Annotated in this window: 24 protein-coding genes; 7 read left to right on the top strand and 17 right to left on the bottom strand. The window is 64.8% G+C overall.

Going from position 1 to position 19,052, the window contains the following annotated elements:
* Positions 1-34 precede the first annotated feature (34 nt).
* From JN531_RS10675 to JN531_RS10660, 4 genes are all read right to left on the bottom strand, one after another.
* Complete coding sequence (locus tag JN531_RS10675; protein WP_228348852.1) at positions 35-406, bottom strand: hypothetical protein; 372 nt, start codon at positions 404-406, stop codon at positions 35-37.
* 90 nt (positions 407-496) lie between these two features.
* Positions 497-970 (bottom strand): Rv1443c family protein, encoded by a 474-nt coding sequence (locus tag JN531_RS10670; RefSeq protein WP_228348851.1) that lies wholly within the window; start codon positions 968-970, stop codon positions 497-499.
* Positions 971-1,026: 56 nt separating this feature from the next.
* Positions 1,027-1,899 (bottom strand): pirin family protein, encoded by an 873-nt coding sequence (locus JN531_RS10665; RefSeq protein WP_228348850.1) that lies wholly within the window; start codon positions 1,897-1,899, stop codon positions 1,027-1,029.
* A 34-nt stretch (positions 1,900-1,933) separates the two neighbouring features.
* The gene (locus tag JN531_RS10660; protein WP_228348849.1) at positions 1,934-2,536 is read right to left on the bottom strand and encodes an FMN-dependent NADH-azoreductase; all 603 of its coding nucleotides are present in this window, start codon (positions 2,534-2,536) and stop codon (positions 1,934-1,936) included.
* 99 nt (positions 2,537-2,635) lie between these two features.
* Between JN531_RS10660 and JN531_RS10655 the strand changes: the two genes are divergently transcribed.
* Together JN531_RS10655 and JN531_RS10650 are read left to right on the top strand one after the other, a co-directional pair.
* Entirely contained in the window at positions 2,636-3,586 is a 951-nt protein-coding gene (locus JN531_RS10655; protein WP_228348848.1) for a LysR family transcriptional regulator, read from the top strand.
* Positions 3,587-3,654: 68 nt separating this feature from the next.
* Complete coding sequence (locus JN531_RS10650; RefSeq protein ID WP_228348847.1) at positions 3,655-4,485, top strand: enoyl-CoA hydratase/isomerase family protein; 831 nt, start codon at positions 3,655-3,657, stop codon at positions 4,483-4,485.
* A gap of 33 nt (positions 4,486-4,518) precedes the next feature.
* On the opposite strand, the gene JN531_RS10645 is transcribed toward JN531_RS10650, so the two are convergent.
* The 11 genes from JN531_RS10645 to JN531_RS10595 form a co-directional block, all read right to left on the bottom strand.
* Entirely contained in the window at positions 4,519-5,214 is a 696-nt protein-coding gene (locus JN531_RS10645) for a class I SAM-dependent methyltransferase (RefSeq protein ID WP_228348846.1), read from the bottom strand.
* A 37-nt stretch (positions 5,215-5,251) separates the two neighbouring features.
* Entirely contained in the window at positions 5,252-5,998 is a 747-nt protein-coding gene (gene panB / locus JN531_RS10640) for a 3-methyl-2-oxobutanoate hydroxymethyltransferase (protein ID WP_366522429.1), read from the bottom strand.
* 23 nt (positions 5,999-6,021) lie between these two features.
* Entirely contained in the window at positions 6,022-6,144 is a 123-nt protein-coding gene (locus tag JN531_RS17335) for a hypothetical protein (RefSeq protein WP_275591452.1), read from the bottom strand.
* Complete coding sequence (locus tag JN531_RS10630; RefSeq protein WP_228348844.1) at positions 6,141-6,614, bottom strand: GFA family protein; 474 nt, start codon at positions 6,612-6,614, stop codon at positions 6,141-6,143. The genes JN531_RS17335 and JN531_RS10630 overlap by 4 nt, the downstream gene beginning before the upstream one ends.
* 75 nt (positions 6,615-6,689) lie before the next feature.
* Positions 6,690-7,151, bottom strand: coding sequence for a GNAT family N-acetyltransferase (locus tag JN531_RS10625; protein WP_228348843.1), 462 nt, complete (start codon positions 7,149-7,151; stop codon positions 6,690-6,692).
* 213 nt (positions 7,152-7,364) lie between these two features.
* Positions 7,365-7,787: an LIC_13387 family protein gene (locus tag JN531_RS10620; RefSeq protein WP_228348842.1), complete on the bottom strand. Its 423-nt coding sequence runs from the start codon at positions 7,785-7,787 to the stop codon at positions 7,365-7,367.
* A 100-nt stretch (positions 7,788-7,887) separates the two neighbouring features.
* Positions 7,888-8,325 carry an RDD family protein gene (locus tag JN531_RS10615; protein ID WP_228348841.1) on the bottom strand — a complete coding sequence of 146 codons (438 nt, stop codon included), beginning with the start codon at positions 8,323-8,325 and terminating at the stop codon, positions 7,888-7,890.
* A gap of 138 nt (positions 8,326-8,463) precedes the next feature.
* Positions 8,464-9,033, bottom strand: coding sequence for a hypothetical protein (locus JN531_RS10610; protein WP_228348840.1), 570 nt, complete (start codon positions 9,031-9,033; stop codon positions 8,464-8,466).
* A gap of 71 nt (positions 9,034-9,104) precedes the next feature.
* A complete protein-coding gene (locus JN531_RS10605; RefSeq protein WP_228348839.1) occupies positions 9,105-10,049 on the bottom strand; it encodes a DUF4062 domain-containing protein in 945 nt (314 codons plus the stop codon).
* Positions 10,050-10,161: 112 nt separating this feature from the next.
* Positions 10,162-10,866: a hypothetical protein gene (locus JN531_RS10600; protein ID WP_228348838.1), complete on the bottom strand. Its 705-nt coding sequence runs from the start codon at positions 10,864-10,866 to the stop codon at positions 10,162-10,164.
* 123 nt (positions 10,867-10,989) lie between these two features.
* A complete protein-coding gene (locus JN531_RS10595; RefSeq protein WP_228348837.1) occupies positions 10,990-13,035 on the bottom strand; it encodes a TonB-dependent receptor in 2,046 nt (681 codons plus the stop codon).
* A 137-nt stretch (positions 13,036-13,172) separates the two neighbouring features.
* On the opposite strand from JN531_RS10595, the gene JN531_RS10590 reads away from it, so the two are divergent.
* Positions 13,173-13,550 (top strand): BlaI/MecI/CopY family transcriptional regulator, encoded by a 378-nt coding sequence (locus JN531_RS10590; RefSeq protein WP_228348836.1) that lies wholly within the window; start codon positions 13,173-13,175, stop codon positions 13,548-13,550.
* On the top strand, positions 13,543-14,487 hold the full coding sequence (locus JN531_RS10585) for a M56 family metallopeptidase (protein ID WP_228348835.1): 945 nt from the start codon (positions 13,543-13,545) through the stop codon (positions 14,485-14,487). Before JN531_RS10590 ends, JN531_RS10585 begins: the two co-directional genes overlap by 8 nt.
* A gap of 60 nt (positions 14,488-14,547) precedes the next feature.
* On the opposite strand, the gene JN531_RS10580 is transcribed toward JN531_RS10585, so the two are convergent.
* Complete coding sequence (locus JN531_RS10580) at positions 14,548-15,114, bottom strand: hypothetical protein (RefSeq protein WP_228348834.1); 567 nt, start codon at positions 15,112-15,114, stop codon at positions 14,548-14,550.
* Positions 15,115-15,272: 158 nt separating this feature from the next.
* Between JN531_RS10580 and argA the strand changes: the two genes are divergently transcribed.
* The 3 genes from argA to JN531_RS10565 are packed head-to-tail and all read left to right on the top strand — an operon-like array spanning position 15,273 to position 18,696.
* A complete protein-coding gene (gene argA, locus JN531_RS10575; protein WP_228348833.1) occupies positions 15,273-16,595 on the top strand; it encodes an amino-acid N-acetyltransferase in 1,323 nt (440 codons plus the stop codon).
* Positions 16,592-17,956 carry an adenosylmethionine--8-amino-7-oxononanoate transaminase gene (locus JN531_RS10570; RefSeq protein WP_228348832.1) on the top strand — a complete coding sequence of 455 codons (1,365 nt, stop codon included), beginning with the start codon at positions 16,592-16,594 and terminating at the stop codon, positions 17,954-17,956. Before argA ends, JN531_RS10570 begins: the two co-directional genes overlap by 4 nt.
* The gene (locus JN531_RS10565; RefSeq protein ID WP_228348831.1) at positions 17,953-18,696 is read left to right on the top strand and encodes a 16S rRNA (uracil(1498)-N(3))-methyltransferase; all 744 of its coding nucleotides are present in this window, start codon (positions 17,953-17,955) and stop codon (positions 18,694-18,696) included. Before JN531_RS10570 ends, JN531_RS10565 begins: the two co-directional genes overlap by 4 nt.
* 95 nt (positions 18,697-18,791) lie before the next feature.
* Here the strand turns inward: JN531_RS10565 and JN531_RS10560 are convergent, their stop codons facing one another.
* On the bottom strand, positions 18,792-19,052 hold the full coding sequence (locus tag JN531_RS10560) for a hypothetical protein (protein WP_228348830.1): 261 nt from the start codon (positions 19,050-19,052) through the stop codon (positions 18,792-18,794).

Below are 19,052 nucleotides of genomic sequence, written 5' to 3'. Positions count from 1 at the left end.
ATGCGCGCCCCCCGCCGCCGGCAGCCTGGCCGCCTTATTCGTCGACGGTTCCGTGATAGGCATCCGCCCGCTGCTGCAGGTCCTGACAGGCCGGCGAGCTCTCGTCGGCGTCCAGGTCGGCACAGCTGGCATTGGCGATGCTGTCCATGCAGGCAATGAAGGGTTTGCGCAGCGTGCCGCTGACCCCGGTCGCCGTCTGATACTGCGCCCAGGGCAGCGCGTCACAGAGATGATTGAGGTTGGCTTCCATCATCGCCCGATATTCGGGTGGCATGGTTTGCACCTGCTCCATCGCACAGGCTTGCATCCGGTCGCAGGCGGCGGCGGCAGCGACGGCCGCAGCATCATCGGCCCAGGCCGGCATCATCCCGGACATCACGAACAGCAACAGGTATGGTGCCGACATTCTCACGCTCATGGTCCGTCCTTCGATCATTGGCACGAGACAGTGTGATGGGGGCGCCCCCTCACGTCATGCCCCAGCTGGGGTACGCCGTCACCGCGAATCGGGCGAGCCGAGAAAACGGCGCAAGCGCCGATGGCGATGACGAAAGAAGGCCTTGACGAACGCACTCGCCAGCGGCGTCGCGAATCGCGGTGCGAACGTCAGGGTGTCCGTGATGGTGGAGCCCCGGCCCGCCGGCGTGATCCAGCGCCGGTGCTGCCAGTGGCGCATCGAGGCCATGGGTGAGCGCTCGACGAACCCCTCCCCTGGAGCGAGGGTCTCCAGCGTCAGGTCGGACCAGTCAAACGGCAGCAGCCCGCCGAGAAAGATCCAGCTGCGAAACAACCGCTGTCCCGGCACCACCGTCTCCGGCGACAGGCCGGCAAAGTCGCGCGGGACGGTCATGCGCATCACCGGCATCATCTCGCGACGAATGCAGTGGAAGTCCGTGATCCACGCCCAGACCTGGTCCGGCGAAGCGCAGACGGTGGTCGCGATTTCGAAGTGCTGGTGGGGGTCGGGCATTGGGGGCACGCATCAGGACGATGGTGCCCCACATGCTACACCGCAGCGTGCGCCGGTCAGGCCACCAGCCGTCCGTTGCGATAGTCGTCCAGCGCCTGCTCGATTTCCTCGCGGGTGTTCATCACGAACGGGCCGTACTGCACCACCGGTTCGCCCAGTGGGCGGCCAGCAATGAGGATGTAGCGACCACCCTCAGCGCCGGCGGTGATGGTGACCGTATCGCCGTCCGACAGCACGCCGGCAGCATGGGTCGGCAGTTCGCGGACGGCGTCACCCTGGCCCACCAGCAGGCTGCCCTCATAAACGTACAGCAGGGCGTTGTGACCGGCCGTCACCGCATGCTGAAACACGGTGCCGGGCGCCAGCCGCAGGTCGAGGAACAGCGGATCGGTGGCCATCGCGCCCGGCGTCGGGTTGACCGGCCCGGAACGCGTTTCACCTGCGTGCGTCGCCTGGCCGGCAATCACCTTGAGGTAACCGTCACCGGCCAACGGCACGGTCGGAATCTGATCAGCGGGAATATCCCGATACGCCGCCGGCTGCAGTTTGTCGCGTGCCGGCAGGTTGATCCACAACTGGAAGCCTCGCATCCGCCCCGCCGCCTGCTGCGGCATTTCCGAGTGGATCACCCCGCGCCCGGCGGTCATCCACTGCACGCCACCGCTCTTGAGTTCCCCGATGTTGCCAAGGTGATCCTCGTGGCGCATGTGGCCGTCAATCATGTAGGTGACGGTTTCGAAGCCCCGGTGCGGATGCGGCGGAAAGCCGGCGATGTAGTCATCCGGATTGTCGGTGCCGAACTGATCCAGCATCAGGAAGGGGTCCAGCCGCAGGCCGGGCGTGGCGCCGACGCTGCGCCGCAGGCGCACGCCAGCGCCGTCGGAGGTGTCGACGCCGGGGATGACCCGCTGCAGGTGACGTGTATTCATGACGAACTCCCGTGGTCCAATCGTAGAGAAGGTGTCAGGCCGCCAGCGCATCGATGCGCTGATGCGCCGCGTCCAGGGCCGCGCGTCGGGCCTCCTCGCCCACTGCCAGCCCTTCGGCATAGATGAAATCAATATCGCGGATACCGATGAAGTTGAAGAAGTCGCGAACGTACCCGCTCTGGGTGTCCTTCGGCGTGCCGAGATACTGCCCGCCGCGGGCTGCCAGCACCGTCAGCTTGCGGTCGGCCAGCAGGCCCTCGGGGCCGTTGGCGGTGTAGCGGAAGGTGACGCCGGCACGGGCGATATGGTCAATGTAGGCCTTCAGGGTCGACGGGATGCCGAAGTTGTACATCGGCAGTCCCAGCACCACCGCATCGGCCGCCCGCAGCTCGGCGATCAGCGCATCACTTTCGGCGACGATGGCCCGCTGCGCCGGGCTACGGTCGTCCGGCTTGGCGAGAAACGCCTGGAAGCGCTCGGCCGTGAGGTGCGGCAGAGGGTTGGCGGCGAGGTCGCGCACCACCACGTGGCCGTCCGGATGCCGGGCCTGCCAGGTGGCGACGAAGTTCTGGGCCAGCTTCGACGACTGGCCTTCCTCGGAAAACAGGCTGGTGGTGATCTGCAGCAGGGTGGTCATGGCGAATCTCCGATAAGTGAAACCGTGCTGCCATTAAACAATTGCATTGATCGATATAAAAGCGGATTATTTCGGCAATAAATATCTATTATTTCGATAATGTCGACCCCCAGAATCAGCCTTGAGCAATGGCGCGCCCTCGTCGCCGTGGTCGATGCCGGCGGCTATGCCCAGGCTGCCGAGGCCCTCAACAAGACCCAGTCCACCCTCAGCTATGCGGTGAAGAAGCTGGAATCCCTGTTGGGTGTCGAGGTATTCACCCTGCAGGGTCGCAAGGCGCAGCTCACGGCGGCCGGCCAGGTGCTGTACCGCCGCGGCCGCAGCCTGCTGGACGAGGCCGCGCGGGTCGAACGCGCGGCCGCCACCCTGGCCCAGGGGCAGGAACCGGAGCTGCGCCTGGCGGTGGAGGTGATCTTCCCCACCTGGTTGCTGTTGCAGTGTCTCGACCGCTTCGCACGCGAGCATCCCGACACCCGCATCGAACTGCACGAAACCGTCCTGGGCGGCACCGACGAAGCGGTGCTCGAAGGCCGCGTCGATCTCGCCATCGCCTCGCGCATGCCGCCAGGCTTCCTGCTCGACCCGCTGATGCGCGTCGGCTTCGTCTGCGCCGCCGCCCCCGATCATCCCCTGCACCGCCTGGGCCGCCCGCTGACACCGGACGACCTGCGTCAGCATCGGCATCTGGTGGTGCGCGACTCCGGCAGCCAGCGCACCCGCGGCGGCATCTGGCCGGGCGCCGAACAACGCTGGACCGTCACCTCGAAAGCCACCTCGATCCGCGCCGCCACCCTGGGGCTCGGCTTCGCCTGGTATGCCGAGAACACCATCCGCGAAGAACTCGATCACGGCACCCTGGTGCCACTGCCGCTGGTGGAAGGCGCCGAGCGCTACAGCGACCTCTACCTCGTCGTCACCTACGGCGATGCCGCCGGCCCGGGGGCGCAGCGGCTGGCGGCGATCCTGCGCGAGGAGGTGGCCACACTGTGCCACCAGCATGATGCCGTGGCGCCCCCGCGACACCCCGGCGACGGCGGCACCATCGTCTGAACGCGGGGTGTCGTGGTGCCGGGGGGCGTCTACCGTCGGCGTCACCACCCGCACCGGAACCGCCGCCCATGGCCGATCCCAACCTGCTGACTGCGCGGCACGACAGCATCTTCACCATCACCTTCAATCGCGAAGCGAAGATGAACGCGATGACCGCCAGCTTTCTGGCGGACCTGAAAGCGGCACTGGCGTCGGTGCGATTCGACGACCGCGTCTCAGTGGTGGTGCTCAAGGCCACCGGCAAGGCCTTCACCACCGGTTACGACCTCGACGGCAGCGACTGGATCCTGTCGCAGAACCCGATTGCGCTGAAGGGCAAGCTCAACCTCGATCGGGATCGCGAGGACATCAAGGGCCTGCTGGAATACTGGTGGACGCTGTGGAAATTCCCCAAGCCCCTGATCGCACAGGTGCAGGGGCTGTGCCTGTCGGGTGGCGGCGAGCTGATCGCCATGTGCGACCTGGTGGTGGCCGCCGACACTGCCAGGTTCGGCCACCCCGCCGGCCGCGACCTCGGCATCCCGCCGACGGTCTTTCTCTGGCCGCTGCTGATCGGCCTGCGCAAGGCGCGCGAGTTTCTCTACACCGGCCGCCTGTTCAGTGCCGCCGAGGCCGAGCGGCTGGGCCTGGTCAACCAGGTGGTCCCGCTGGACCAACTGGACGCCACGGTGGAGGCGCTGGCCGCCGACGTCGCCCGTACCCCGGCCAACAACCTCGCCATTCTCAAACAGGCCACCGGCCGCTTCTACGAGAACATGGGCCTGTTCGCCTCCGGGGACCAGGCGGCGGAACTCGACGCCGTGTTCCACCAGAGCGAAACCTTCGTCAGCTTTTTCGCCAAGGTGGCGGAGGACGGCGTACAGGCCGCATTGTCCGAACGACGAAAGCGGTTTGGGTGAGCCGGGCCGTCGCGCCGCACCCGGCAGTCAGCTTCAGCGGCGCGTCGACCACCAGCCGTGAATCAATCCGGCCTGGAAGAACGGCACCGGCTTCTCGAAACCGCCGGCAGCGATCATGGCGGCCACCTGCTGCGGGGGTAGCACGCCGACATCCTGGGCGTAGGCCTTGCGCATCCGGTCAACGGCCTCGGGCGACAGGTCTGCTGCCGCCATCATGTTCATCCATGCCCGCAGCAGCACCTCGTATTCCGGCGAGGTCACATCCGACGCCAGGTCCGAGCTGGCCAGCACCCCACCCGGCTTGAGCCGGTCGGCAATGCCCTGGAAGAACGCCGTCCGTTCCGCCGCGTCGAGGATGAACTGTGACACCAGAAAGCAGGTGGCGGCATCAAACGGCGCGGCGGTGGGCAGCGTGTCGAGATAGCCCTCATGAAACCGGCAGCGCGATGCAAACCCCGCGCGCTTGGCTGCCTCGCGGCACACCTGCAACATCGCACCGGAGGGCTCCACCGCGGTGAACTGCCAGCCCGGGTTGCGCTGCGCCAGGTGCGCCAGCTCCGCCCCGGTACCGGCACCGACACAAAGAATGCGGGCGTCTGCCGGCAACTCGGCAAAGGCCGCATCCACCAACAGGTGCAAGCAGCTTCGGATCGGTTGGGTCTTCGCCCACTGGGCGTCGTAGTGGGCAGCCTGTTGGTCGAACAGGGCCTTGAGTTCGTCGGGGCTCATGGTTTCTGGCTGTGGTGTACCTGACTGCGGAGCGGGATCAGAAGCTTCGGTCTTCAACCTGGTGGGCGAAGGCTGCGGCTGCCGCAGTGATCGCCTCACCAACGTAAGCGTACTGACGCGAGAACGGCGGCCAGCTTTCCCCCAGCCCGATGGCGTCGTTGATCACCAGCACCTGCCCATCGCATGCCGGCCCTGCTCCGATGCCGATGGTCGGCACCTGGATGGACCGCGTGATCGTCGCCGCCAGGGTGTCGGGGATGTGCTCGAGCACGACCATGAAGGCGCCCGCCGCCGCGAGCGCCATCGCCTCGCCGAGCACCCGCTCAGCATCCTCTGCGTCGCGCCCCACCTGCTTGAAGTTGCGCGCCGTTTGTGGCGTCAGCCCGGTGTGGCCGACGACCGCGATGTTGTGTGCAACCAGGTGCCGAATGACCGCGTACTTCGGTCCTTCGAGCTTGACGCTGTCGGCCCCGGCATCGAGCAGACGCCGGGCGCTATCCAGCGCCGTCGCCGGATCGGTATCCGTGTTGTAGGGGAGATCGCCGATGATGTGCGTGTCCGGCGCGCCGCGCCTGACCGCGCCAACGTGATACTCGAGATGCGCGAGCGTCACCTCGCGGGTACTGCTGAACCCCATCTCCACCATCCCCACCGTGTCCCCGACCAGCAGCACCGGGATGCCGGCCTTCTCGAGGCTGCGCGCAACGGGTGTGGTGTACGCGGTCAGCACGGGGATCGGCCTGACCGACTTCATGCCTTGGAGAGATTCTGCGTTCTGTTTCACAACGGGCTCGCGATTGAAGGGCGTCAAGAACCGGTCGGCAGCACATAGGCGGCCAGGCCGCCAACAACCGCGCCGTCCTCGTCGAACGCCGCCAGCGCACTGAAGGTATCGCTGGCCGGCAGCCGGGCAAGACAGTCAGCGATCACGTCGCTGCCGTGCGCCGCCGGCCAACCAGCGACCGCATGAACCGGCTGGACACCGCCCACTGGCTGGCCCAGTAGCCGCTCACCTTCGGCAAGGCATCGTCGACGTCGCCGACCCGGCGATCGTAGAACGAATGCAGCGCGGGCGCCGGCAGCGCTGCCGAGCCTGGGAAGTTGGCCGCGGGCACGAAAGCCAGACCGAGCATCGGCGCCAGCGGCAGAAACGCCACCACCGGCTTGTTGCAGGCTGCACACACGCCACGGTTCACGGCCGGCGGTGGCCGGTGCTTGCCGAAGCGGAGGTTCGGGCTGAGCCGCTTCACCACCTGCGACGAACGCACCGCCACGATGTCCGCGAACGGCTGGCCGTAGACCTGCTGGCAGATGCGGCAATGGCAGATGAAGCGCATCACCGGCGCGCCGGTGATCTCAACGCGCTCCGAACCGCAGGGACAGGTGCAGATCGTGGTCATGGCAGGGGCCTCAGGGTGAACGGGCTGCCGGCACGTTAATCGCTTTTGATCGGGAGCGGAATCGGATGCATCGGATCAGACGTCCAACGCCAAACTGTAGGTCAGGAACTGGGTATCGCGCACCCAGCCCTCCGCCCCATACAAGGCCTGGGCGGATGCATTGCTGATGGCCGTCGACAGGCTCAGCCGCACCGCTCCGATCGCCCGCCCATGCGCGGCGGCGGCCGCCAGAAGCTGCTTCGCCACCCCGCGACGACGCGCCGCGGGCTGAACGAACAGGTCGTTGAGCGTCAACGTCCTGGCCACCGACACCGACGAGAAGCCGGGATACAGCTGCGTGAACCCCAATGCAGTTCCCTCGCCGTCTTCCGCCAGAAAAATCACCGACTCCTCACGTTGGAGTCGTTCGGTCAGAAAGGCTCGCGCAACCGCGAGGTCGCTGGGCTTGCCGTAGAACACCCGGTACGCGTCAAAGAGGGGCGCCAGCGCGGCGATATCCTCGGCGCCGGCCCGCCGAATGCCGATGGCGTCCGTCATCTCACGCCACCCGGCAACGAGCTTGAGACCCGGTCACGGTCACGAACATGCCGCGCACATCTTGCAACTGTGTCATCTCGACTCCCTACTGACGCCTTTCGCCTGTTGTCCGTTGAGGGTAGACCACAAGCCGCCACGAGCGCTCACATCGATCATGGTCGTCGCCACAACCTAATCAACCTGCGCAAACCTGAACGGGATGCGCTGCGAGCCTCAACTTGCCAGCTGCACCCACCCGATGCTCGCTACGTAGAACGCCGTAGCCACGGCGATGCCGGTAAAAGGAACGCTGAACCAGTACAGCCACCCAAGCGCGAGAAACCCCAGCAGCATGGCGAACCCGATGCCCTGCAGAAACAGCGAGCCAAACAGGAGGGCGGGAGACACAACGGCCAGATAGCCGAAGACCAGCCCGAACAGCATCGCCCCCATGCTGTGGCTGGCATTGAACCCGATCCACGCCTTCCAGACCGTGGTGTCTTTCGTGATACCCAAGGTCGAGGCCTTCATGGCGTCGATCGCCTGCGGGTCACGGGGCAACAGCTTGGCGCCCCGGAACGTGTAGAGCAGGTGCGCACTGCCCAGGCACAGGACGATGGCCGATGCCAGCAGCATCAGAATGGGCGGCAGTTCCATCGACGTCTCCTTAACAAGTGGCCGTGCGGGCGGTCACGCCGTACTTAATCGTGGTCTGTCCCCGATTATCGTATCGTGTCCCAGATTATTCTTGGCCTTGTTAAACATTGACCACATTAGTATTTGCAACCTTGTCATGTAAGCATTGCTTAGAGCCACCAAAAATAAACAGCGAGTCGACCATTGATAGTAACCCACCAATCACTGGTATATAGGCAATTCCATATTGGAATAAGTAACGCTTGAGTAATAGATCTTTTATGGGAAGGGGATCACCGTCAGGCCCAACAATTTTTATATTTAGAGCTCGCTTGCCCCAAGTTTGCCCTTGCTTTAAATTATTCCAGTTTATTGCGAAATATATAAAGAAACTGGCAATCGCCGTTATTAGCATAATATGAATTGGAGCCATTGAAGGGTCATCATAATCAAACACACCTAAGCCCCACCCTATGACCATTGATGGAGGGAGGATTATCAAGCAGTCAACTAATACTGCCCATAATCTATTCAATCTTGATGCTTTATTTTCGTCCATAGTCATATCTCCCTTTGATGTTTAACGCTTGAGCTCAGGGACGTTTGAGGCGGCGCCCATTTTGCGTATAACAATAAGGGACAGACCACAATTAATCACGAGAATTACAATAAATTGTGGTCTGACCCCAATTATTCGTTAGGCGCGCGCATGCCAACGCACCTCTGAATGCTTTTTTCTAAGCTTTTCAACGTTCAGCTTCATGCCGCAACGCTTTCCGACATCTTTGGCCACGCCCCACAGGCCCTGGGGATGATTGGGAAAGCCATCCATGTATTGAGCAAACGGCGTGTCTTTTATGAACTGAGCTTGTGGATCTAACCCGTGTCCAGACGTAACGCCGTATTTGACCTCCGAAGACTCTTGGCTTCCGAGTGATTTTCCGGCGAAAACTGGTGCACTACGCCACTCGGACTTCAAGGGGTTGGATATCGCCACATCATAAATTTGACCACGAACCTCCACCCACGAATGATCAAAAGCTGCCGGCCCAATCGAGCATTCACCGAGATATGGATCAGCTGAGACACCATGCTCTCTTAAAAGCATGGTCATGACCGCCGTCGTGGCGTGACAAGCCCCGGTCCACTCCATTTCATGAATAAAGGCTAGGAGGGTGTGAAACACCTTGATGAGCTGATACTGCTCCCTGCCATTTGCGGGCAACCTCTGGGCAGCAGCGATCCACGCTTTAATTTCTGGCTTCATAGCGCCTAACGCCTGAGTTCAGCGGCATTTGAGGCGACGCCCTTTTTTGCGGCAGCAAAAATGGGTGCGGGTCAAATGTCCGCTGCAACGATTTGTTGGGCCTCAGCAAGCAAACCGTGCAGTTTGGACGCAGCCGACTTGAGAGACGCAATAACTTCATCTCCCGATTTCCAAAATTCATTGAATGAAACTCCCCCATCCATATATGTTTGGTGGCGCTGTAGTCCACGCAATTTTTTCAGAACATCGCCAAATTCAGCAGATACTCCAGAACTATCATTTGTAATCATGCTCTTGAAGTGAACTACTTCATCAGCCGCACGATCCAAAATGTATTTCCCATCGTGCGTTCCGTGCGGCTCGCTGTCGCGTTCAGCCTCCCATTCAGCGTCGAGCTTTCTTAGAAATGCCTCATATTGGCTGATAAATTCAGACAACTGTTGCACTTGCTCCGGCACCTCACCTTCGGCCTGTATTTCCCCGGAGCGAGTTCCCCCGCCAAATTTCGCCAGTAACTCGATCATATGAGCGGCAAAATGACGTTGAAATTGTTCGCGAAAATCTGCGGCAGATTCATAAGTTGAATACAAACCTGAATCGACGAGTCCCTTCCTATATTCGACCAATGCTTTGTATTGATCTGGATCTATGCTTTCGGGCACTGCAGGCGCCGAGGAGAAATAGAGCAAAACAGGTTTCCCATTGGTACGGAACTGCTCAATTTCTTCCGCAGTCCCCGACTCAGATTCCCCAGTGGGAGTGCCAAGCCTAGTCCAAAAAGCTCCGATTACCAGATCGCAGTTTTCTACCAACTGCCGATTTATAAGTGCTTGAGGCCGATCACCAAATTCCGGCCTTGAATGTGACTCCCACAAAACCGGCTCAACGATAGCGCCTCTATCAATAGAGTGAACGGCATTCCACACGCTAATCACTTCGGGGATTATTTTTCTTTCTAGAGCGCAATCGCTTGGTGATGCGATTAAAGCTCGAAATATTTGGCCTTGTTGTGGCACTTCAATCTCCTATGAGGCCCAACAGTGATTAGATAGCGCGCATCACTATCGAATAATGCCGCGCGCTACATAACTCCGGGACTCTGCCAAAGTTTGTTCTCATACTTTTTCCTCAACCTTTCAGTGCGCTATCAAGTCTTTTCCCACGCAACTGCAGCCCCGCCCCCACTGCCAACCCCAACAAACTCAGCGACAAACCCACCATCATTCCTTCCGCCAACCATCCCGGCGCACCCAGCGCAGCCGTGGCGGCAATCAGAATCGCGGCCAGCAGTGCCAAACCGCCGCTAATGCGCTGGCGCTCACGCAGCGCCCCCAACCCCAGCGTTGCCATGGCGACCGCAATGGCCCCCCACTTGAGCCAGGTGGCGGTCCATAGCGCGGGCAGCAGGGGTTCGACGGGATCTCCGGCAGACAGGGCATTGAGCACGGCGGCCATGACGGCGTTTTCGTGCCAGTCGGCGGGGACGATGAGGATGCCGATGAGCGCGCCGGCCCAGGCCAGTTTGCGGCCGCGGCGGGCCTGGCCCAGCAGGAGAAAGACGATGAGGCCGGCGTAGGCGACGGGGAAGGCGGTGTCGAGCTGTTGGCCGGCGGCCATGGCGGCGCGGTGGCGGACGGCGCTGTCGCTGTCGCCGGTCATGAAGGCCAGGTCAGCGGGCGTTTGGGCGAACTCGAAGGCGAGGACCGGGGTGCGGTAGCCGTCGGTCAGCTCGGCGGTGGCGGGATAGCGTGTGAGCATCCACACCGACAACACCACCATGGCGATGCCGCAGAGGGCCGCTCCGAGGGGGATGACACGATCCAGGTTCGACATCGGCGCTTTCCTTGTGCCTGTTCGACGGTGGGTGCGGGTCTCTACCGATCCGCGCCCGTACCGCTATGCCTGAACCATGCCAGCGCCCCCAAGCCGGCGCAACCCAACCGGATGTGGTCTGCCCTAGCCGCCCCAGCGGTAGCGCAGGGTGGCGCGGAACTGGCGCGGCTCCACCGGATGGAAATGCACGTCCTCGATGCCGTTGGCCGGTTCGCCGGGCAGGCGCGAGGCGTAGAAATAGGTGATGTCGTTGTCCTCGCTGTCGAGCAGGTTGAACACACCGGCGCCCAGCGAGAACTGCGGGGTGAGCTGGTAGGCCGCCTGCAGGTTGACCACGGTGGTGGCCTCGGAGCGGGCGCTGTTGTCCTCGATCAGCGGCGCCGAGCCGAGGTAGCGCACGCGCAGACCGCCGGACAGCCGGCCGCGATCGGTCATGGTGAGGCCGACCGAGGCCACCTGCTCCACCGCACCGGGGATGCGGTCGGCCGGGTCGCTGATGTCGAAGCGGGCGTGCGACCAGGCGTAGTCGATATCGAGGATCAGCCACGGCAGGGGCGTGAGGTAAGCTGCCACTTCCACGCCGTAGCGCTCGCTGGCGTCCGAGGCCTCGGTGGCACCGGCATCGCCGACGTACACCAGTTCGGAGTCCAGCTTCAGCCCCCACAGGGTGGCGGAGAGCTGCACGGTGGGACTGAGGCGGGCGACCATGCCGAGGTCCACGGCATCGGCGGCGACCAGGGGTTCAACCGCATCGACCGGCGTCGGCACCGGGGCCGCCGGGTCGACGGTGATGGTGGTGCCGCGGGCATCATTGCTGTGGAAGCCGCGGCCGGCGTTGAGAAACACCGTCAGCGGGGCCGCCACGTCATAGCTGAGGCTGAGCTTGGGCGACACGATATGGTCATCGGCACGGCCGCCGTTCTCGGGCTGGTCGGCGTCCACGTCGAAGCGATAGCCATCCACCCGCAGCCCGGCCACCACGCGCAGGCGTTCGGTGGGCAGCAGCCGCACCTGGGCATAGGCACCGAGGCTGGTTTCGTCGATCTGATCCCGGCGAATGGTTGCCAAGCGCTGACGCGCCTGGGTACGGAACAGGCCGACGTCGGAGATGGCGTCGTGCCGCAGTTCGGCGCCCAGCTCGATGCTGCCCGGCAGCGCGCCCGGCAGGGGCCATTGACGCAGGCCACTCAGGCCATAGATGCGGCGCTCGTCCAGCTGCTCGAACTGGTCGCCGTTGACCGGGTCTTCGAGGAAGTAAGTGAAGTTGGAAAACAGGTCCAGCGCGTAGTCGATGGCGTAGCCGGACAGTGCCCAATGCCCCTCGCCCGCCGGCCGCCGCAGGTTGAACGACAGGCTGTAGCGCGAGCTGTCGCCGCCGACGGTGGGGTCGATGAAGCCCAGACGATCAATGCGGCCATCCGCCACCGCGCGGGCGGGGATCTGGTCGGTGGCATCCCACTGGCTGTCGTAGCCCATCAGGGTGATGTCGAAGCCATCGGCAAAGCTGCCGCGGCTGTAGCGGCCCAGCCATTTCAAGGCCGACAGGTCCTGGTCCAGCACCCAGGGGCCGTCATAGCGGGTGACATCGGCGGCGAGGGTGAAATGGCCATCGGCGGCGGCGGTGCTGCCGGCCGCCAGGCTGCGGACGAAGCCGTTCTCGCCGGCGGTCAGGCTCAGGGTTGGCGCATCCAGCTGTCGCTGCAGAATGAAATCGGCACTGCCGGCGGCGGAGAAGTCGCCCACGTCGGCGTAATACGGCCCCTTGCGGTAGGCCAGCGAATGCACCAGTTCGGGAATCAGGAAGTTGAGGTCGGAATAGCCCTGCCCATGCCCGTGCGAGCGCATGTTCACCGGCATGCCGTCGACGAAACTGGCGAAGTCGGTGCCATGGTCGAGGTTGAAGCCGCGCAGGAAGTACTGGTTGGCCTTGCCCTCACCGCTGTGCTGGGTGGCGATCATGCCGGGGATGAACTCCAGCAGTTCCGCCACCCGGGTCACCGGCCGCGCCTCCAACTGGGCGCCCGTGACCAGGCCCTCGGACGCCGAAATCGCCGCTCCCGGTTGCCGCGTGCCATCAACGGTAATGGTCTCCATCGGCGTCGCCGGCACCCCGCCCGCCAGTGCCATCGTCGCCCAGCCCGCCAACACGCCACCCAAGACTCCCCGCATCTGTTCTACCCCAGCATTCGTATTTGTTGCGTGACACCGTACCCGACACCTCGAACACCGAGAACAGATCGGTTTTTGACAGCCTGTCCATCACCCTCAAGAATCCCGTCATGACACTTCGAGGTCACTCCCGCAGAATGCCCGCCCTCGGCGACCTTGAGCGCCGCGTGCTGGAACACCTGTGGGCCTCCGGGCTCGCCTGCGCCCAGTCCACGCACGAGCAGCTGGCCGCCGAGCGCGAGCTGTCGCTCAGTACCGTGCAGTCCACCCTGGAACGGCTGGTGCGCAAGCAGTTGCTCATGCGCGAAAAGGCCGGCCGCGCCTTCCGCTACCGCCCGGCGGTCAGCCGCGATCACCTCACGGCCAGCCTGGTGGCGGAACTGGTGGCCTCACTGCGCCAGCCATCCGCAGCCACCGGGTTTGTCGACGTCGCGCAGCCGGTGGACGAGGCCACCCTGCAGACGCTGGAAGCCTGGATCGAACGCCAACGCGGCGCGGGCCCTGGCGATGACTGACCCCACCAGCCTCGCCGTCAACCTACTGCTCGCTGGCCTGCTGTGGGTGTTGCTGGAAGGCCTGGCGAACCTGCTCTACCCGTTGATCCGCCCGTCCGTGCTGCGCCTGGCGCCCCACCGCGCAGCGCGGGTGCTGATGACCCTGGCGCTGCTGCCGGCCGGCCTCGCCCTGCTGCTGACGGTGCTGGTAGCGACCCCGGGCCTGGAACCCTGGCTGGTCACCGCCCACTGCCACGCCGGCACCGGCTGCAGCGATCACACGCCCGCGGCACTGGCCCCGCCTGCGATGGCCGGGCTGGGCCTGCTCACCCTGCTGCTGTTGGTCTTGCACGTACGCCGCCGGCTACAGCCAGTGCTGCGCAACCGTGCCGCGCTGCGAGACCTGGGCGGTCATGCCCGTCACATCACGACGCCTTCGCATGGCCTGATCGACCATCCACAGCCCCTGGCCCTTACCACCGGCCTGCTGCGCCCGCAGGTGTGGCTGACCCAGGGTCTGGTCAGGCAGCTGGCGGATGACGCGGTGGCCATCGTGCTGGCGCACGAAAGCGCGCACCAGCAGCGGCGAGACCCCCTGCGCCATCTGTTGGCCGGCCTCGCCCGGCTGTGGCCGCAGAGCCGGGCGGTGCTGGCCGATCTCTATCAGGCCAGCGAACACAATGCCGACCTCGCGGCCGTCGCCATCAGCAGTCCTCGACGGGTGGCGGAAACCCTCATCGACGTGCAGCGCCTGCTGCAACCGGCACCGGCTGAAGGCCAGGTCGCCTTCGCCGACGGCAATCTGCAGGACCGCATTCGTCGGCTGCTGCAGCCGCCCTCGGAACCGGCCCATGCCGGCGGCAGCCTGGCGTTGTTCGCCCTCGCCCTGGTGGGCGCAGTGCTCGCCAGCATCGGGCCGTTGCACCATCTCAGTGAATGGCTGATGGGCGTGGCGTGAGGCCACAAAAAAAGCCCGGGGGCGTTGCCGCCACCCGGGCCCGTGTTACCCGTCGTGTGATCAACTACCGCAAAGGGTATCGCTGCTCGCGGCCGTGCCGGCGGTAAAGCGCATGCAACCGCAGGCCTGGGCCGAGTTGTTGTCGAGCGCGCGGACCACCGAGGCCTGGTACTCGACGCCATTTTCCAGTGGTGATTCCTGGGTCAGCGCGATGATGCTGATGCCACTACCTGCGGCGCCGTGCATGACCGGCGACGTGACGGTGTTCTGCGGAACCTCGGGGTTGCTCAAGTCGGGCCCGGAACTACGGGCATAGGCAATCTCGCAACGCTCGTCGACCGAACCGCCCGCCGACGACGGTACACAGGCCTGCGGGTTCGACGACAGGAACTCGATGTTCTCCACCCGGATCACCGACAGGTTGAACACACCGTCATCGCTGTCCGGCACATCCCAGCTATACATCGGCGTCAGTTCGCCGGTCACGCTCATCGGCACCGTCACCGTGCAGTTGGTCGCGCCGCCGACGCCGGCAATGGCGCTGCCACCACCACCGTTGTCGTCATTGTCGCTACAGGCTGCCAGCGTGAGGGCCAACGGCAGCAGCATCCAGGTTTTCAGTTTCATGGTGATTCCCTTGTTGTCGATCTCGGTCGTCCACGGCGGACCACCCGCCGCAGCACGACCCGACCATAGGAATCCGACGCCACTGTCAGCGCCCCCCAGATCGGGGGCTCACCCCCCATACGGGGCCCCTGCCATGGGCGCGCCGTATACTGCGCGGCATGGATCACAGCGCCTTCATTGCCGCCCTGCGGGCCGCCGCGCCGTATGCACATGCGCACCACGGCAAGGTCTTCGTCATCGCCTTTGGCGGCGAGGCGGCCTGCCGCCCGGATTTCGATGCCTTCCTCTATGACGTCGCCCTGCTGCACAGCCTCGGCGTGAAACTGGTGCTGGTGCATGGTGCGCGGCCGCAGATCGACGCCCGCATGAGTGCGCAGGGTCTGGCACCGCTGTACCAGGGCGATCTGCGGGTGACAGATCGCGCCGCGCTGGAATGCGTGAAGGCAGCCGTCGGCAGCTTGCGGATGGAGATCGAGGCGCGGCTGTCGACCGGTCTGGCGAGCACGCCGATGGGCGGGGCGCGGCTGCGGGTCAGCAGCGGCAACTGGGTGACGGCGCGGCCGGTCGGCGTACGCGGCGGCATCGACCACCAATTCACCGGTGAAGTGCGGCGGGTGGATGTCGACACGCTGCGTGACGTGCTCGACAAGGACCGCATCGCCCTGCTGTCGCCGGTCGGCTATTCGCCCACGGGCGAGATCTTCAACCTGCGCGCCGAGGACGTGGCCACCGCCACCGCCACCGCGCTGGGCGCCGACAAACTGGTGTTCGTGCTGCCGTCGGACCCGCGCGGCTGGCGACTGGCGGAAGACGCCGGGGATGTTGGCCAATTGTCGCTGGCGGAAGCCGAGGCGCTGCTGGCCGATGCCGATCATGTATCGCCCGACGATCGCGGCATCCTCCATGCCGCCATCCGCTCCGGGCGGCGCGGCGTGAAACGCATCCATCTGATCGGCGAAGACGCCGACGGCGTGCTGCTGCGGGAGCTTTACACCCGCGACGGTGTCGGCCTGATGCTGTACGCCGACGACGACTACGAAGCTACCCGCGACGCGACCATCGAGGATGTTGGCGGCGTGCTGCAGCTGATCCAGCCACTGGAAGCCAGTGGCGTGCTGGTGCCGCGCTCGCGCGAACAACTGGAACTGGAGATCGGCCACTTCAACGTCATCGTCCGTGACGGCATGGTCATCGCCTGCTGTGCCCTGCTGCCGATACTGGATGCCGGCATCGGCGAGTTCGCCTGCGTCGCGGTGCACCCCGACTACCGGCGCGCCGGCCGCGCCGCGGCGCTGCTGAAGCGGGTGGAACTGGAGGCCCGGCGGCTGGGGCTGAAACAGCTGTTCAGCCTCACCACCCATTCGCCGCACTGGTTCATCGAGCATGGCTTCGTGCAACGCAGCGTGGAAGATCTGCCGGTCGCCAAGAAGCAGCTCTACAACTATCAACGGAACAGCATCGTGCTGGTGAAGGACCTGTGAGCCTGCCGGATCTCGCTGCCCGCTCACGGGCCGTCGTCTGGCACCCCTGCACCCAGATGCAGGACCACGAATGGCTGCCGCTGGTGCCGGTCGCCAAGGCCGAAGGGGTGTGGTTGGAAACCCCCGACGGCCAGCGCATTCTCGATGCCGTCAGCTCCTGGTGGACCAACATCTTCGGTCACCGGCATCCGGTGATCGTCGACCACCTCAAGCGGCAGCTCGACACGCTCGACCACGTGCTGCTGGCCGGCTTCACCCACGAGCCGGTGGTGTCGCTGTCGGAAAAGCTGGTGGCGATGACCCCCGAGGGCCTCAGCCGCTGCTTCTATGCCGACAACGGCTCGGCGGCGGTGGAAGTGGCGCTGAAGATGAGCTTTCACTACTGGCGCAACATCGGCCGGCCGGAAAAGCAGCGCTTCGTCACCCTCAGCAACAGCTATCACGGCGAAACCCTGGGCGCGCTGGCGGTGGGCGATACCGGAATGTACCGCGACACCTATGCGCCGCTGATGCTGACACCGATCACCGTGCCCTCACCGGACTGCAGCCTGATGCAGCCCCACGGCCGGCAGCCGGGTGAGGGCTGGGAGGACTACAGCCGCCGCCGCTTCAGCGACACGCTGGCGGTGCTGGAGGCACGCGCGGCGGAAATCTGCGCGGTCATCGTCGAACCGCTGGTGCAGTGCGCGGGCGGCATGCGCATGTATCACCCGATCTACCTTGAGCTGTTGCGCAAGGCCTGCAGCCGGCTGGACATCCATCTGATCGTCGACGAGATCGCCACCGGCTTCGGCCGCACCGGACAGATGTTCGCCTGCGAGTGGGCCAATATCGCACCGGACTTCATGTGCCTGTCGAAGGGCCTCACCGGCGGCACCCTGCCGCTGGCGGTCACCCTCACCACCGAGACCGTCTACGACGCTTTCTACGACGACTACCGCAGCGGCAAGGCCTTCCTGCACTCGCATTCCTACACCGGCAACCCGCTGGCCTGCGCCACCGCGCTGGGGACCCTGGCGGTGTTCGAGAGCTGTGACTGGCTCAGCATCAACCGGGGCCTGGGGCAATTGATGTGGACCCAGACCGCGCGCCTGCGGCAGCACCCACACGTGGCCGAAGTGCGACAGCAAGGCATGATTCTCGCCGTGGAAATGGCCAAGGCGCCGTCACGGCGCGAACCCTTCCCGGCCGAGGAACGCCGCGGCCTGCGGGCCTACCAGTACGCGTTGGAGCAGGGTGTCCTGCTGCGCCCGCTGGGCAATACGTTGTATCTGATGCCGCCCTTCGTCATCAGCCCGCGCGAGATCGAACGCCTGTGCGAGGTGCTGATCGCCGCCGTGGATGTGGCCTGCGCGCCATGAGCCGCGTCTACCTGCCCGGCCCCTGGGCCGAGGGCCAGACGCTGCCGCTGCCGGAGCCGGCCCACCGGCATCTGGTCCAGGTACTGCGGCTGCGCGATGGCGACAGCGTCGCGGTGTTCGACGGCGCCGGCCACGAGGCGCCGGCCCGGCTGACCGACATCGGCAAGCGCAGCGGCAACCTGCAGCTCGGCGCGGTCACCACGCCCAATCGCGAGTCCCCGCTCGACATCACGTTGCTGCAGTGTGTGTCCAAGGGCGACCGCATGGACTACACCCTGCAGAAGGCGGTGGAACTGGGCGTCACCCGCATCCAGCCGCTGCGGTCGGAACGCAGCGTGGTCAAGCTGGATGCCGAGCGCTGGGAGAAGAAGCGTCTTCATTGGGAGGGCGTGATCGTCTCCGCCTGCGAGCAGTCGGGCCGCACCCGGCTGCCGCCGCTGCTGCCGGTGACCGACCTCGAATCGGGGCTGACCGATCTGCCCGCCGACCGCCTCAAACTCACCCTGCTGCCGGGCGCCACCACCAGCCTGCGGCAACTGCCGGCACCGACCGCCGGTATTGCCCTGTTGATCGGCCCCGAGGGCGGACTCAGCAGCGCCGAAGCAGGGCGGGCGCAGGCAGCCGGCTTCGTCGCAGTGCATCTGGGACCCCGCATTCTGCGAACCGAAACCGCCGGCGTCGCCACGCTGGCCGCCCTGCAGGCGCTGTGGGGCGATTGGCAACCGGCCGACACAGCGTAAGGCTGCATCGTTCACGCCGACCCGCTGATCGAAGGCGAGCGCAGCGCCCATAAAAAAGGCCCCCGCCGAAGCGGGGGCCAAAAAACACCACAGACTCAGTTGCTGACGATCATCACCGGATCGCCGGTGTTGTTGCCAGCGTCGAGGAAGGTGAACCCGCCGTCCACGACGGCGAACGGTTCGGCATCATCCGGCGTGTTGTCGCGCAGCTGCTCGGCAAACGCGGCGATGCTGACGTTCTGCCGGTTCGGGTCCGGATCAGGGTTGATGATCACCGAGGTGTCGTTGTCACCACAGGCGGCGAGCAAACCCACCGTCAGCAGCGGCAATGCCAAAGGCTTCAGAAGTCGGTTCAT

Source organism: Flagellatimonas centrodinii (genome assembly GCF_016918765.2).
Taxonomy (GTDB): domain Bacteria; phylum Pseudomonadota; class Gammaproteobacteria; order Nevskiales; family Nevskiaceae; genus Polycyclovorans; species Polycyclovorans centrodinii.
Note: the sequence above shows the minus strand (reverse complement) of the source record. Positions and strands in the feature narration are given on the sequence as shown.

Bases quoted from the DNA above. Each gene is read 5' to 3' on its own strand.
- JN531_RS10580 (WP_228348834.1), bottom strand. From the start codon at position 15,114: ATGAAACTGAAAACCTGGATGCTGCTGCCGTTGGCCCTCACGCTGGCA.
- argA (WP_228348833.1), top strand. From the start codon at position 15,273: ATGGATCACAGCGCCTTCATTGCCGCCCTGCGGGCCGCCGCGCCGTAT.
- JN531_RS10665 (WP_228348850.1), bottom strand. From the start codon at position 1,899: ATGAATACACGTCACCTGCAGCGGGTCATCCCCGGCGTCGACACCTCC.
- JN531_RS10625 (WP_228348843.1), bottom strand. From the start codon at position 7,151: ATGACGGACGCCATCGGCATTCGGCGGGCCGGCGCCGAGGATATCGCC.
- JN531_RS10620 (WP_228348842.1), bottom strand. From the start codon at position 7,787: ATGGAACTGCCGCCCATTCTGATGCTGCTGGCATCGGCCATCGTCCTG.
- JN531_RS10615 (WP_228348841.1), bottom strand. From the start codon at position 8,325: ATGGACGAAAATAAAGCATCAAGATTGAATAGATTATGGGCAGTATTA.
- JN531_RS10630 (WP_228348844.1), bottom strand. From the start codon at position 6,614: ATGACCACGATCTGCACCTGTCCCTGCGGTTCGGAGCGCGTTGAGATC.
- JN531_RS10585 (WP_228348835.1), top strand. From the start codon at position 13,543: ATGACTGACCCCACCAGCCTCGCCGTCAACCTACTGCTCGCTGGCCTG.
- JN531_RS10595 (WP_228348837.1), bottom strand. From the start codon at position 13,035: ATGCGGGGAGTCTTGGGTGGCGTGTTGGCGGGCTGGGCGACGATGGCA.
- JN531_RS10645 (WP_228348846.1), bottom strand. From the start codon at position 5,214: ATGAGCCCCGACGAACTCAAGGCCCTGTTCGACCAACAGGCTGCCCAC.
- JN531_RS10655 (WP_228348848.1), top strand. From the start codon at position 2,636: ATGTCGACCCCCAGAATCAGCCTTGAGCAATGGCGCGCCCTCGTCGCC.
- JN531_RS10600 (WP_228348838.1), bottom strand. From the start codon at position 10,866: ATGTCGAACCTGGATCGTGTCATCCCCCTCGGAGCGGCCCTCTGCGGC.
- JN531_RS10660 (WP_228348849.1), bottom strand. From the start codon at position 2,536: ATGACCACCCTGCTGCAGATCACCACCAGCCTGTTTTCCGAGGAAGGC.
- JN531_RS10675 (WP_228348852.1), bottom strand. From the start codon at position 406: ATGTCGGCACCATACCTGTTGCTGTTCGTGATGTCCGGGATGATGCCG.
- JN531_RS10670 (WP_228348851.1), bottom strand. From the start codon at position 970: ATGCCCGACCCCCACCAGCACTTCGAAATCGCGACCACCGTCTGCGCT.
- JN531_RS10610 (WP_228348840.1), bottom strand. From the start codon at position 9,033: ATGAAGCCAGAAATTAAAGCGTGGATCGCTGCTGCCCAGAGGTTGCCC.
- JN531_RS10565 (WP_228348831.1), top strand. From the start codon at position 17,953: ATGAGCCGCGTCTACCTGCCCGGCCCCTGGGCCGAGGGCCAGACGCTG.
- JN531_RS10590 (WP_228348836.1), top strand. From the start codon at position 13,173: ATGCCCGCCCTCGGCGACCTTGAGCGCCGCGTGCTGGAACACCTGTGG.
- JN531_RS10560 (WP_228348830.1), bottom strand. From the start codon at position 19,052: ATGAACCGACTTCTGAAGCCTTTGGCATTGCCGCTGCTGACGGTGGGT.
- JN531_RS10650 (WP_228348847.1), top strand. From the start codon at position 3,655: ATGGCCGATCCCAACCTGCTGACTGCGCGGCACGACAGCATCTTCACC.